Genomic DNA, 13,909 nt, shown 5'->3' with positions numbered 1-13,909 from the left:
TATTGCACGTTTAATTACGCGTAATACTAATTATAATTTCCCCCATAGCCGCTATGGGGGAAATTTTCTCAAATTTCTATATCACCTCGCTGTAAACTGCTATCATCTGCTGATTAATTTTTAACTAGTCTCAGGGACGCAGTACATGCGCTTGTTAACTTTATCTCACACCCTATTTTTAACCTTAAGCATTGTTTTTTTATCAGCCTGTGGTGGTTCAGACGATCAAGTTACAACTAACCCAAATGATCCCGTTGAGCCTGAGCCTAGCGAGTTAACCGTATCTACAACTACAGGTTTAGATGTCACCCTTGATGAAGGAAGCTTTTTACTGACTGTACCTGCCAATGCCGTCTCTCAAAACACTGAACTTACACACGAAAAAACAGTATTAGATGATGCAAATGCACTACTAAATATTATCTCAGATATACACCTACTCACCCCAAGTACGCTTTCTTTTAGTGATCCAATTACTATCAGCATAAAAATACCTGATGATTACCAATTAGGAGGCCAGCTATTTATTGCTAGACAATCTGGCGATAGCTGGGCAGTTTTTGATAACTCTTACGTTGAAAATGGGTTTGTAAGTGCGCAAGTAACAACACTAGGAACCTTCGCTATTATGATGCAGCGCAATGAGGCCTTTGCAGCTATAGGCCCAACGTGTGATGCCACAGCCACAGAGCAATCGGTTAGATTTGTTCATGTTGCTGACCTACATGCGCGATTCGGTTATGAGGAGCAATACTTTAGCCGCATAAAAGCCTACTACAACCAAGTACTTGCACAAACGCCGCATACCCTTTTTACCAACGGGGGTGATGACTACGAAAAAGGCACTGTTGCTGAGCAACTATCACAAGGTAGCGCTACAGAAGAAGCCATTAAAGCCATGCAGTTTGATTTACGTGTGGTCGGAAATCACGACTATGCATGGGGGCCAGAAAAACTATTAAGCTACTCGCAAGATGACAACGCCATAGTGCTTGCCAGTAATACACGCTATGAAGGCGAACAATTACAAGATTTTGCCGCTGTAGGCTTTGCTAAAGTACAAGTAGGCTGTGTGACCTTAGGTGTATTTGGCATGACCTCAGTACCTTGGAACGAGCTAGACGAACCGATAGATGATGAGCCTATACCTGATTTTATCAAACAATTTAAAATGAGCTGGCAGTGGCAACAAATAGCACAAAGTATAGTAAACCAATACCAAGGCGACGTTGACTACATGGTAATGCTAAGCCATTTAGGTGAAGGCTTAGACATTGATATGGCAACCGATGTAAGCGGTATTGATTTAGTGTTAGGCGGTCATACCCATGGCGGTGAAAGCTATAATACGCTCGAGAACGGCGCTGTGGTTATTCAGCCAGATTTTTACGCCAAAGGCATCACCGATGTTACTCTTACGTTTAACTTGCAAGATAAAACATCGCCAACAATAGATTACAGCACCATTGAAACTGACAGCATCAGCGAACGTGATGAACCAACTAAACTGGCAATTGACGAAATTATGGGCCGCTATGCGCCTGATGCAAACACAGAAATTGCTATTTCTGAAAACTACCCAAGTAGCTTGGAACTTGCAGAAATAACGGCTTTAGCTGCTGCCCATGCAAGTGATATAACGGCGGCCCTGCTTAACCCAGAATTAGTACAAACGAGGTGGACACCAGGGACCTTAACACAAGAAGACTTTCATAAAGCCTACTATGTTGAGCGCCAGCCCTCTAACACTCCTGGCTTTAATTCGTTATATAGCGTAACGGTTACAGGTAGCGATTTAAACACCATGCTTGCCAGTCAACCCGATTGGTTTTTACTCAAACCAGATGATATACAAGCTGCGAGCACTTATCAGGTTGCTTTATTTAAAGGCGCAGCACTTAATCCTGAGCTATTTTTTAGCGGTGTTACCTTTTCAAATGTAGAAGCCATTGACGAAGCATGGTGGTTACTCGATCAATATGCTCGGTTTAGAACAAGCCAATGCTTATACCTAGATACCGATAATCAACTCTTTTCATGTAATGAGCAAAGTAATGTCACAGTGTGGAATTTTGACGATGCAAATAGCCCTTTGGCAGCAGATTATGGCCCTTCAGTATTGAGCTATTTTGACCCAGAACAAACAAACTGGGGCCCTGAAGAAACGCAATATAATACAACTCAAGCACTTGGTATTGCTGATTTTGCTGATGGCAGCTCAGGTGTAATGGCGTTTTCACGCCACGCCCCTACCGAGGGGTTATTAATAACCTTAAATACACCTGCCAATGGTGATTATGCAAGTGAAGGAATGGTTTCTGATTACACCTTAGTAATGGATTTATATTGGCCAGAAGAAGGCAAAGATATTTATCGCGCTATCATGCAAGCAAACACACAAGATTACCTCACTGATGATGCCGATATGTTTATCGACCCAACGGGCGGTTATGGTAAATCAACCAGTGATAGTGGTTACTTTGGACAAACAGAGCCTGAAAACTGGCACCGAGTTGCATTTGTATTTTATACCGCCCCCAGTAATGGGGTATTTGAAGTGTACATAGACGGCGAGCTTGCTGGTGTGAAAGAAGACGGTGAAATAAATAACACCTGGGCATTAACGTCATCTGTTTTACTCTTTACAGATAACAACTTTGAAACAGTGCCCGGTTATTTAAACGCCCTTTTATATGCTGGGCGCGCCCTGACTCGAGACGAAATTAAAAGCATAGGCAGTGCACAATCAAAGCTGACATTTACTCCTACAACACGGGTATTAAACCAAGCTATTGAGCGCCATTACCAAGCAGCTCCAACCGTAACACCTAATCTTTGGCTCGAGCAGCGCAACACGTTTTTTAACAATCGCACACAAAGTGTAAACAATTAAATACAAAAAACATTACGTAGCTACATTTTTAAAAGAGGTTTTATTTTTATAAAACCTCTTTTTTATTTATTTATATCAATATCTTAAACTTTAATAAACTAAAAGCATCAAGCTAATACATGCTCGTTTACCCTAAAGCGTAAGGTATAAACCTATTGACTAAGTAAACGTCTTATTAAATTTACAGTTTGCTCAAATGCTAAATCTGCTCCCCCTCTTCCCCAAACTTAAAATCTAGTTGATTATCTAGCTCAACACGACAACAACACATAATCGCAGTAGCAATATTTATTGCAGGAGTAATAAAAATGAGTGAAACAAATAATCCACTAGGTTTAGTTGGTATTGAGTTTACTGAATACGCAACACCTGATGCAGACTACATGGATAAAGTGTTTACTGATTTTGGTTTTTCAAAATTAAAAAAATTTAAAGGCAAGGATATTGTCTATTACAACCAAAACGACATTCACTTTTTACTAAATAACGAACGCGATGGTTTTTCTGCTGAATTTGCAAAAAGTCATGGCCCAGCAATTTGCTCTATGGGTTGGCGCGTTGAGGATGCACAGCATGCATTTGAAACAGCTGTAGCACGTGGTGCAAAACCCGCAACCGACTCAACCCATAAAGACTTACCTTACCCCGCCATTTACGGTATTGGCGATAGCCTGATTTACTTTATTGAGCAATTTGGTGATAAAGGGTCTATTTATGAGTCTGACTTTGAAGATTTATCATCACCTAATGTAGTTGAAGATAAAGGCTTTATACGTATAGATCACTTAACTAATAACGTTTACAAAGGCACTATGGAAACATGGGCAAACTTTTACAAAGACGTGTTTGGTTTTACAGAAGTACGCTATTTCGATATTAAAGGTCAAAAAACAGCGTTGCTATCGTATGCATTAAAATCACCCTGTGGCACCTTCTCAATTCCTATTAATGAAGGTAAAGGCAATGACAACAACCAAATTGACGAGTATTTAGGCGAATATAATGGCCCTGGTGTACAACATCTCGCGTTTTTAACTGACGATTTAGTTAGCTCGCTTGATAAGCTTGATAAATCGACCATTGCTACTTTAGACATTATTCCTGAGTATTACGACACTATTTTTGACCGTGTGCCGTGGGTTGCAGAAGATAAAGAAAAAATTCGCGAGCATCAAATATTAGTCGATAGCCAAAGTGAAAACTGCTACCTATTACAAATTTTCTCTAAAAACCTATTTGGACCTATTTTTATAGAAATGATCCAACGTGTAGATGATGGTGGTTTTGGTGAAGGTAATTTCCAAGCATTGTTTGAGTCAATTGAGCGAGACCAAGAGCGCCGCGGCGTTTTATAACTTTTTTGAGTAAATTAAAAGCAGCGATCTTCGCTGCTTTTTGTCGTTTTAATATTTAAAAAGTAGGGTGCAAGATACAAGTATGCTTAAATAAATGCATGCACCCAACATCAAACCTAAAGGATAAGTAATGAGCCAAATTAACGAAACCCACGACATTAATTTAACTAGCTGGGTAGAGTCGGCCAATATTAAAGGCTGTGACTTCCCGATTCAAAATTTACCTTTTGCAGAATTTCGTACTAAAAATACAAATGAAGAATTCAGAGGCGGGGTTGCTATTGGCGATCAGGTTATTGATTTAGCAAAATTGAGCCACTTAAACATTTTTACCGGTGATGCTAAAACAGCCCTAGATGCAGCAAGCGAATCAACACTAAATACATTTATGGGTTTAGGGGAGCAGTACTGGTCAGCACTGCGCTTAGCGCTTTCAAAAGCATTGCGTGAAGGCGCACAGCAACAAAAAGAAATGCAAAGTACCCTTATTGCTCAAGCTGATATAGAGTTTTCACTGCCGTGTCGTATTGGTGATTACACCGACTTTTATACCTCAATTTACCATGCAACAGCCGTTGGTAGCTTGTTTAGACCAGACAACCCGCTTTTACCAAACTATAAATGGGTGCCGATTGGCTATCATGGCCGCTCTTCATCTATTGATGTATCGGGGCAAACGTTTCACCGCCCTAAAGGGCAAACTAAAGCGCCCGATGCAGATACTCCATCATTTGGCCCATGTAAGCGCCTAGATTACGAGTTAGAGCTCGGTATATACTTAGGCAAAGGCAATGCGTTAGGTGATGCTATCGCCATTGAAAACGCTGAAAACCATGTATTTGGTTTTTGTGTATTTAATGATTGGTCAGCACGAGATTTACAAGCATGGGAATACCAACCATTAGGCCCGTTTTTAGCTAAAAACTTTGCATCAACCGTATCGCCTTGGATTGTCACCACTGAAGCACTTGCACCTTTTAGAACTAGCTGGACACGTGATGAAAACGATCCACAACCAATGCCGTACCTAGAATCTGCCGCTAACCGCGAGCAAGGAGCATTTGATATCCAAATGGATGTTAAAATTCAGACTCAAAAAATGCGTGATGAAAACCACCAACCTACGCAGGTCTCTGCCTCAAGCTTCAAACATTCATATTGGACTGTGGCGCAAATGGTGACCCATCACACTGTAAATGGCTGTAACTTTATGCCAGGAGATATGCTCGGCTCTGGCACGCAGTCAGGCCCTACACATGAAGAAGCGGGTTCTTTATTAGAGCTTTCTCGTGGTGGTAAAGAAAAAATAACCCTGAGTAATGGTGAGCAGCGCAGCTTTTTAGAAGATGGCGATAACGTAATTATGCGCGGCTGGTGCGAAAAGCCAGGCTATGCCCGTATTGGCTTTGGTAGTGTAGAAAGCACAGTATTACCTGCTAAATAACTTATTGGTTATTGATATGTCCTAAATAAGCAAACACATTTGAGGACAACACATAGCAAATAAAAAAGCCACCTAGTTAAACTAGGTGGCTTTTTCGTATCTAAAGTACGGGTTGATTAAAGGTCTTTTTCAACCTCATCAAATAGCGCAGTAATATTTTGCGCTGGCTCTTTCGTCGCTAAGCTTACAACGACAATTGCAATACTTGCTAAAATAAAGCCTGGTACAATTTCGTACATGTAACTGCTTAAGCTTTGCCCATCAATCATAAATGGTGAGTAAATCCAAAACAGAACCGTACCAGCACCTACAACCATACCTGCTAGTGCGCCTTCAAAGTTCATGCGTTTCCAGTACAGGCTAAATAAAACCAGTGGGCCAAATGCCGCACCAAAACCTGCCCATGCATTACTTACTAAGCTTAATATTGAGCTATCTCTATCGTACGCTAAGTAAATAGCACATAGAGCAACTGCTGCTACACTAATACGTCCTACAGTAACAAGCTCTGTGTCGCTTGCTTCTTTGCGTAAAAACGTTTTGTAAAAATCTTCAGTTAACGAACTTGAGCTAACAAGTAACTGCGAAGAAATTGTACTCATGATTGCAGCTAAAATAGCCGCCAATAAGAAACCAGCAATTAATGGGTGGAATAATAACTCAGAAAGAATTAAGAAAATGGTTTCTGGGTCTTCAACAACAATGTTGTTTTCGTAAGTGTACGCGGCACCAAATAAACCAGTACCCACAGCACCAATGGCTGCAACTATCATCCATGTCATACCAATACGGCGAGCCGTTGGCATATCTTTTACGCTACGCACCGACATAAAACGTACAATAATATGAGGTTGACCAAAGTAGCCCAAGCCCCATGCCATTGCCGAAATAATCCCTAATGCAGAGCCTGCACCTATCCAATTAAGCATATCGGGGTTAACGCTATGAAGTGTTGACTCTAGCGGTTGATCTAATAAAGAGTAAGCAACGGTCGGTACCAGTATCAAGGCAATAAACATAATACAGCCTTGCACAAAGTCAGTTAAGCTAACTGCTAAGAAGCCACCAAATAAGGTATATAAAACAACAACACCAGTGGTGATGTATAAACCCATTTCGTAACTTAAGCCAAACGAGCTTTCAAACAATTTACCGCCTGCTACAACACCTGATGATGTATAAAGCGTAAAGAACACAATAATTACTACCGCAGAAACTACACGTAAAAGGTTTGATTTATCATTAAAACGATTAGAGAAGTAGTCTGGGATTGTGATTGAGTCGTTTGCTTTTTCAGTGTAAACACGCAAACGAGGCGCAACTAAAAAGTAGTTTAACCACGCACCAATAACCAAGCCTATTGCTATCCATGTGCTACTAAAGCCAGTAACGAACATAGCGCCAGGTAAGCCCATTAAAATCCAACCACTCATATCCGATGCGCCAGCAGATAATGCTGCAACACTTGGAGATAAGCTACGTCCACCTAGCATATAACCCGAAACATCACTTGTAGACTGTTTGTATGCATAAAGTCCAATGCCAAGCATGACTATAAAATACAATACCAGTGAAATAATCATTCCTGTTTCCAAATTCGCCTCCACAAAGTTGTATAAAACAGGCTTTTAATCCTAATAATGACTCTTAAAATATTATAATAAAGACACTATTGGGGTAAAAACCATCCGTCTTGACTATACCATGCTTAAAGGTGATAACTCCAACTTGTTACACTGAAGTGAACAAAAAACAGCCTTATTGACTATTTAACCCTCAAACAGCCGATATACGGTAAATTTATTTACATATATAGCTAATATTTAATAACAATTCATTAAATCAATAATAATTACCTAATGCTATTTCGAACGTTTTGCCATATATTATAGCCATTGCTAATAATTATTATTTTGTACGGAACTATTTATGTATTTTTATGCTGCACGCCAACCTATTTTAGACCGCGAAAAGGAGCTTGTTGGATACGAGTTATTATTTCGCGATGGCGTTGATAATGTATTTCCAGACATAGACGGTGACGAAGCAACAACGAAGCTAATCGAAGGGAGTCAGTTTAATTTTGGCTTAGAAGATTTAACTGGCAACAAACCCGCCTATATTAACTTTACCCTAGAAACCTTACTTAAAGGTTACCCTACTATGTTAGGGAAAGAGACGGTCGTTGTAGAAATCCTTGAAACAGTGCAACCAGGTAAGCGCTTACTGGCTATTGTTAAAGATTTAAAAGAAAAAGGCTACACCCTAGCGCTTGATGATTACATTCACCAACCAGTATGGCGCCATTTTTACCCGTTTATCGATATTTTAAAAATAGACTTTTTAACCACTGATGAAAGTGCAATAAAAACCATAATTAACGATATTAAAGCCTATCCACACATCAAGCTTTTAGCTGAAAAAGTAGAAACCTATGAAGCCTATAATTTAGCTCTTGAGCTTGGGTTTGAATATTTTCAGGGGTTCTTTTTTTCAAAGCCTGAAATGGTACAAAGTAAAGCACTGCCGCCATCAGAAATGGCATTAGCAGAGCTACTTTACGAAACCTCATCTGTTGAAATGGATCTTAAAAAGATAACCGATGTGTTTGAACGTGACGTAAATCTATCATACAAGTTATTGCGTTATTCAAACTCAGCTGCGTTTGCGCGCAGAGCCGAAATAAACACAATCAAACAAGCACTCATCGTCCTTGGCGCTAACGAAATTAAAAAGCTGTTATCTTTGTTATTTGCAGCGCAAGTTTCTGCCGATAAACCTGTTGAGCTAATTAGGCTTTCGCTAACACGTGCACGATTTGGTGAACTACTTGCTATTTCACACGGGCAGTTTAAAGATACCGGTATGGCCTTTTTAACTGGCATGATGTCGCTTATGGACGCCATTTTAGATGAAACCATGGAAAGCGTTATGCAAAAGCTCCCGCTGTCTGCAGAGATAAAAGCTGCGCTATTGAATGACGAAGGCCTGCTTGCTCAGTATCTAAACTTGGTTAAGTTTTATGAGCACGCAGATTGGGAAGCCGCCAACGAAATTGCTAAACAGTTAAATTTAGGCGAAGAAGTTGCCAATGCATACCATGACGCCTTAACTTGGGTTAATGAGCAAATGCAGCTGATGGTTAAAGAATAATAAACATTAGGGCTTATTTAAGCTCAAAATACACATAAAAAATGCCAGCAATTGCTGGCATTTTTTATAGCTGTTATTTAGAGGCTTTCTAAGAAGTCTTCATCAAAGTCTTCAGGCTCTTCTTTGATTGGAGGATTGCCGTCGTATAGCTCATAAAGCTGACGCTGAAAGTATATGTCTTTAACAAATAAATACGGATCAAGAGAGTCATTTAGTAAGCCTTCTTGCGGGATAAGCGAAGCACGAGCTTCAACCGCTTTAAGCGCAAAAACTAAAATAGTTTGAGGCGTAGTCAAGGCGATTTCTGGTAACACAAAGTTATCAACGACATCGCCTGTTAAGTTACGTGCTGTAGTCGGTCCCATTGCCGGCAACATAATATATGCGCCATCGCCAACGCCCCACACGCCCAATGTTTGGCCAAAGTCTTCATCTACCAGCTCAAGTCCAAGTGAACTTGCAACATCAAAAATACCAAATACACCTACCGTAGAGTTAACTAAAAAACGCGCTAAACTCACGCCTGCGTTACCCGCTTTACCTTGTAGCCCTGCGTTTATCATATCAACAGGCGCACTAATATTATCGGTAAAGTTAACAATCCCATTGCGTACAGGTACAGGGGTCACTTCTACATACCCTACAGCCACTGGGCGTAAAATATAAGCATCAAGAATATCCATATTAAAGTCGTACAATGGACGGTTAATGCTTTGTAGCGGGTCGCGCTCATCAACTTTGTTTTCTGGTACATGTGCACATCCGGCTAGCACCAATAAACATAAAAAAGTAAAACTATGCTTTAACATCTAATGTCCTTAAGGTATTAATGTATCAATTTGAAGTTGGTAGTCACTTACGTTTTCACGTTGTAGTGTCTCAGAGTGACCCTCTAACTCACCACTACTTGGCATAACTGACTCATCGATTGAGATCCGCGCTGTGATCACAATATCTTTAGCACTTGATAAGTTTAACCCATCAACCATTGCATTAGCATCAGTGAGTTGCACCGTTAGCGGAAAGCTGTATTCATTTAATTTAACAACCGCTAATGGCATAGGAGAGCCTTGAGCAGCCTTGGCAAAAATAAATAAAGTCCCCTGCTGTGGCTGCTTATCGAAAAGCTCATCTGCTAAGCTCACAGTAACACTAATAGTACTATTAGCAGAGACCGGCATTACAGAGCCCTCATTTTGCATTTGTTGCTCTATATCGGAAATACGCTGCGCTATCATTGAATAACGCGTATCGCTTTTATCCATGCTTGCCAGTAATACTTCAAACGCCGCTTTGGCTTGCGGCCAGTCCTTGCGCTCAAAGGCAATAAGCGCTAATAAAGAAATAGCATCAAGGTTTGTTGGTTCAACCTTTAGCACTTTAGATAGCATACCCGCTGCACGCGTCATGTTCTCTTCGCTGCCTTCAAGCAGTAAAACTTGGCTGTAGCTAATGAGTACTTGCATGTTGTCTGGGTTCATTCGCAGGGCTTTATCAAACGATTGCTGCGCCATATCAAATTCGTTTAACGACATGGCTACACGTCCAAGCAACATCCACGCAACTTCGTCATCGCCTGATTCACTAAGCTTAGTGCGCAGCGCTAAAGCAAACGCTTGCAACTCGTTTTGAGTTAGTGGCTCACCTTTTTGCATTACCGCACGCTCGCCATAATCTGCAAGGTTATCCATTGCATCATACCACGCTGCTATTTGCTGCTGGCTCCCTGTAAAGGTGTAAAAAACACCGGTGAGGGCTAATAAAAATGCTGCGCCTGTTAAAGCAAAAATACGGTTATTACCTTTGCTATTAAGCGATTTTTCTGGCGAAAGCTCGTTCAATAAGCGACGTTTTAGCTCAATAACCGATTCACTGTGGCTTTGTGCATCAATACGTTGATTGTCTAAGTCGTTTTGCAGCTCAACTAAACGCTGTTCGTAAATGCTGATCAATTCTGCATTAGCATTATGAGTAATGGTTTGCACGCGCTCTTTTTTTAAAAAAGGCAACATAATAAAAGCCAGTGCAATTAGTGTGAGTAAAGCAAAACACGCCCACATTAAAATCATTAATTTTGCTCCTGACGTTTATTTTCTGCAATTAACTTAGCAAGTTTTGCTTCATCATCGCTGTTCCAGGTTTGCTTAACTGACGCCTTACGCTGGCGAATTACAATAAAACCAAAACCCAAAATAACAATAAGTACAGGTAAAACCCAAAGTACTAATGTGGCTGGTGTTACAGGCGGATCGTAATGAACAAAATAACCGTATCTGTCTATCATGTAATCGATTACTTCGTCTTTTGTTTTACCTTCTTTTACCAACGCGAGTACCTTGTCGCGTAAATCTTTTGCAACAATGGCATCAGAGTCTGCAATATTTTGGTTTTGACATTTAGGGCACCTGAGCTCTTTGGTTAACTCTTCAAAGCGCACAGCTTGTTGGTTATTGTCAAACTGGTAGCGATCTTGCTCGGCATACACTGCCATACTTATAAAAAAGCTCAGGGTTAATAAAAACACTCGCATTAATTTAGCTCCTGCATAACAGGGGCAAATTTAGCACGCCATACGCGCGGGTTTAGATCCCCTGTATGGTGTAATAAAATTTTACCCGTTTTATCCACTAAAAATGTTTCAGGGGCACCTGATACACCTAAATCAAGTGACAAGGTACGGTGCAAGTCTAAAATATTAAATTGGTATGGGTCGCCAGCACGGCTGAGCATATCGCTCACATCGGTGCGCAAAGCCTGCATATCAAATGGGCCATCAAAATCGGCATCGTACCCTTGTACATAGTACAAACCAATAATTTTTACGCCTTGCTCGCGTAGCTTAGTTAAATACCCTAGTTCAACTAAACATGTAGGGCACCAAGTCCCCCATACATTAAGTAAATAAACTTCGCCTTTTAGGCTTTCATCTGTCCAGCGCTTATCATCTTGCATTAAATCAGGCAGGTTAAACGCAGGCATCGTTTGGCCTAGTCGACCGGTTTGAATTTCACGCGGGTTGGCAAACAAACCTTGATACAAAAATACACATAAAAATATGAATATTAATAACGGTGCTAAAGCTAAAATTTTACGGTTCATTACGCATTCTCCAACGCTTTTTTGCGTGTACTTGCTGATGTACGGTAGCGTTTATCAAATAAAATCATAAACCCTGCAAGCGATATAAGTACTCCGCCTATCCACATCCAACGCACGAAAGGTTTGTGATAAATACGCAGTGACCATGCCCCTTTACTTAATTGCTCACCAAGCGCTAAATATAGGTCGCGAGTAAAGCCGGCATCAATTGCCGCTTCGGTCATAAATTGCATACCAATATCGTATTTGCGTTTTTCTGCATGTAACTCAGTCACTAGCTTATCGTTATTAAATACCGACACTACACCAGCATGTCCACTGTAGTTAGGGCCGCGTATTGCTTTAACGCCATCAAATCGGTATTCGTATTGGTTAAGCGTAACAATATCGCCTTGCTTCATAGAAACATCACGCTCTACCGAGTACGCCGAAGTAAGCGTAACGCCTGCAATAACAAATGCTAAACCAACGTGACCTAGCACCATAGCCCAGTAGCTAATGCCTAAACGTTTAATGCCTTCTTTTAGCGTCCCGTGAACCGACGCCTTGGCGTATAAATCTATGGCAGTAGATACAGCAACCCATACACCTAATGTGGTTGCTAATAATGTAAGTGGTTTTACGACATCGTAGCTTGAGAACAACCACGCACAGGTAATAACAACACTTATTAACACACCTATTAATACTTTATTTTGTAGTACAGCCCACTTGTTTTGTTTCCAACGAAGAAAAGGCCCTATTCCCATTAATATGGCAAATGGTACTAATAAAATGGCAAACATTTTATTAAAGAACGGTTCGCCAATAGAAATACTGCCTAGGCCCATTTCTTTATGCACCATAGGTAACAAAGTACCTAAAAGAACAATTAATGTGGCTACCACTAAAAAGATGTTGTTAAGCCATAAGGCCACTTCGCGTGATACAAACTTGTAACGGCCTTCGCTTTTAACTTGTGATACGCGCAGCGCATACAACGATAAACCGCCGCCAACAACAATGCCTAAAAAGGCTAGAATGAATAAACCTCTATCGGGGTCAGTGGCAAATGCATGCACCGATACAATAATACCTGAGCGAACAATAAAGGTGCCTAATAAGCTTAGGGAGAATGCAGCGATGGCAAGCAGCACAGTCCACGATTTAAATACACCGCGCTTTTCTGTCACGCTCAAAGAGTGCAATAAAGCCGTAGCAACTAGCCAGGGCATAAGCGATGCGTTTTCTACCGGATCCCAAAACCACCAGCCACCCCAGCCAAGCTCAGAGTAAGCCCACCAGCTGCCTATGGTTATTCCTAAACTTAAAAAGCCCCAAGCAGTCATCGTCCATGGGCGAGACCATTTAGCCCAGGTGTTATCAAGTTTACCTGTTAAAAGTGCTGCAATAGCAAATGAGAACGCAACCGATAACCCTACATATCCCATATACAGTAATGGCGGATGAATGATCATACCTGGGTCTTGTAGAAGCGGATTTAAATCACGCCCTTCAACAGGAAAATACGGCAGTAAGCGTTCAAACGGGCTTGAAAGCAGTAGTGTGTACATCATAAAACCGACACCTAAAAAGCCAAGCACACCTAAAACGCGTGCACGCAACACCCAAGGTAGCGATTTAGAACGCATAGCAACTACGGCGGTCCACCCTGCTTGCATTACAAGCCACAGTAAAATAGCGCCTTCGTGCCCACCCCACGTAGAGGTAATTTTATAATACCAAGGCAACGTACTACTTGAATGGTACGCCACATAAGATACCGTAAAGTCATCTGTTAAGCTGGCATAGATAAGCGCAGCAAACGAGAGAAGTACAAAAGCAAATTGCCCAACGGCTAAAGACGGGGCCGCACGCATTAAACGAAGATTACCGGTATGCGCGCCCCACAGCGGAAAAATACACAGTAAAACGCTTAGCACCATGGCAAGCGTTAAAGAAAAATAACCAAGTTCTGGGATCATA

General features: G+C 41.0%; 10 protein-coding genes. 4 read left to right on the top strand and 6 right to left on the bottom strand.

Features of this window, described 5'->3' with window-relative positions; genetic code table 11:
• Window positions 1-145 precede the first annotated feature (145 nt).
• The 3 genes from AN395_RS10890 (at window position 146) to fahA (ending at window position 5,692) form a co-directional block, all read left to right on the top strand.
• On the top strand, window positions 146-2,893 hold the full coding sequence (locus AN395_RS10890) for a metallophosphoesterase (protein ID WP_054983017.1): 2,748 nt from the start codon (window positions 146-148) through the stop codon (window positions 2,891-2,893).
• A 308-nt stretch (window positions 2,894-3,201) separates the two neighbouring features.
• Complete coding sequence (hppD, locus tag AN395_RS10885) at window positions 3,202-4,248, top strand: 4-hydroxyphenylpyruvate dioxygenase (protein WP_054983016.1); 1,047 nt, start codon at window positions 3,202-3,204, stop codon at window positions 4,246-4,248.
• A gap of 130 nt (window positions 4,249-4,378) precedes the next feature.
• Window positions 4,379-5,692, top strand: a complete 1,314-nt coding sequence (gene fahA / locus AN395_RS10880) for a fumarylacetoacetase (RefSeq protein WP_054983015.1) — start codon at window positions 4,379-4,381, stop codon at window positions 5,690-5,692.
• A gap of 116 nt (window positions 5,693-5,808) precedes the next feature.
• Here the strand turns inward: fahA and putP are convergent, their stop codons facing one another.
• Window positions 5,809-7,287, bottom strand: coding sequence for a sodium/proline symporter PutP (putP, locus tag AN395_RS10875; RefSeq protein WP_054983014.1), 1,479 nt, complete (start codon window positions 7,285-7,287; stop codon window positions 5,809-5,811).
• 334 nt (window positions 7,288-7,621) lie between these two features.
• Between putP and AN395_RS10870 the strand changes: the two genes are divergently transcribed.
• Window positions 7,622-8,845, top strand: coding sequence for an EAL and HDOD domain-containing protein (locus AN395_RS10870; RefSeq protein WP_054983013.1), 1,224 nt, complete (start codon window positions 7,622-7,624; stop codon window positions 8,843-8,845).
• A gap of 77 nt (window positions 8,846-8,922) precedes the next feature.
• On the opposite strand, the gene AN395_RS10865 is transcribed toward AN395_RS10870, so the two are convergent.
• Genes AN395_RS10865 through AN395_RS10845 form a run of 5 tightly spaced genes read right to left on the bottom strand, consistent with a single transcriptional unit; the run spans window position 8,923 to window position 13,908 of the window.
• Window positions 8,923-9,654, bottom strand: a complete 732-nt coding sequence (locus tag AN395_RS10865) for a VacJ family lipoprotein (RefSeq protein WP_054983012.1) — start codon at window positions 9,652-9,654, stop codon at window positions 8,923-8,925.
• Window positions 9,655-9,663: 9 nt separating this feature from the next.
• Complete coding sequence (ccmI, locus tag AN395_RS10860; protein WP_054983011.1) at window positions 9,664-10,914, bottom strand: c-type cytochrome biogenesis protein CcmI; 1,251 nt, start codon at window positions 10,912-10,914, stop codon at window positions 9,664-9,666.
• On the bottom strand, window positions 10,914-11,375 hold the full coding sequence (locus tag AN395_RS10855) for a cytochrome c-type biogenesis protein (RefSeq protein ID WP_004588327.1): 462 nt from the start codon (window positions 11,373-11,375) through the stop codon (window positions 10,914-10,916). Before AN395_RS10855 ends, ccmI begins: the two co-directional genes overlap by 1 nt.
• Window positions 11,375-11,944: a redoxin family protein gene (locus tag AN395_RS10850; RefSeq protein WP_029773820.1), complete on the bottom strand. Its 570-nt coding sequence runs from the start codon at window positions 11,942-11,944 to the stop codon at window positions 11,375-11,377. Before AN395_RS10850 ends, AN395_RS10855 begins: the two co-directional genes overlap by 1 nt.
• Window positions 11,944-13,908, bottom strand: a complete 1,965-nt coding sequence (locus AN395_RS10845) for a heme lyase CcmF/NrfE family subunit (protein WP_004588325.1) — start codon at window positions 13,906-13,908, stop codon at window positions 11,944-11,946. The genes AN395_RS10850 and AN395_RS10845 overlap by 1 nt, the downstream gene beginning before the upstream one ends.
• Window position 13,909: the final 1 nt, after the last annotated feature.

This window comes from Pseudoalteromonas sp. P1-30, from assembly GCF_001400005.1.
GTDB lineage: Bacteria > Pseudomonadota > Gammaproteobacteria > Enterobacterales > Alteromonadaceae > Pseudoalteromonas > Pseudoalteromonas atlantica.
Note: the sequence above shows the minus strand (reverse complement) of the source record. Positions and strands in the feature narration are given on the sequence as shown.

What these genes read in the sequence shown, in the direction of transcription:
- AN395_RS10890 (WP_054983017.1), top strand. Translation starts at nt 146, where the DNA reads ATGCGCTTGTTAACTTTATCTCACACCCTATTTTTAACCTTAAGCATT.
- AN395_RS10850 (WP_029773820.1), bottom strand. Translation starts at nt 11,944, where the DNA reads ATGAACCGTAAAATTTTAGCTTTAGCACCGTTATTAATATTCATATTT.
- AN395_RS10870 (WP_054983013.1), top strand. Translation starts at nt 7,622, where the DNA reads ATGTATTTTTATGCTGCACGCCAACCTATTTTAGACCGCGAAAAGGAG.
- hppD (WP_054983016.1), top strand. Translation starts at nt 3,202, where the DNA reads ATGAGTGAAACAAATAATCCACTAGGTTTAGTTGGTATTGAGTTTACT.
- ccmI (WP_054983011.1), bottom strand. Translation starts at nt 10,914, where the DNA reads ATGATTTTAATGTGGGCGTGTTTTGCTTTACTCACACTAATTGCACTG.
- AN395_RS10855 (WP_004588327.1), bottom strand. Translation starts at nt 11,375, where the DNA reads ATGCGAGTGTTTTTATTAACCCTGAGCTTTTTTATAAGTATGGCAGTG.
- fahA (WP_054983015.1), top strand. Translation starts at nt 4,379, where the DNA reads ATGAGCCAAATTAACGAAACCCACGACATTAATTTAACTAGCTGGGTA.
- AN395_RS10845 (WP_004588325.1), bottom strand. Translation starts at nt 13,908, where the DNA reads ATGATCCCAGAACTTGGTTATTTTTCTTTAACGCTTGCCATGGTGCTA.
- AN395_RS10865 (WP_054983012.1), bottom strand. Translation starts at nt 9,654, where the DNA reads ATGTTAAAGCATAGTTTTACTTTTTTATGTTTATTGGTGCTAGCCGGA.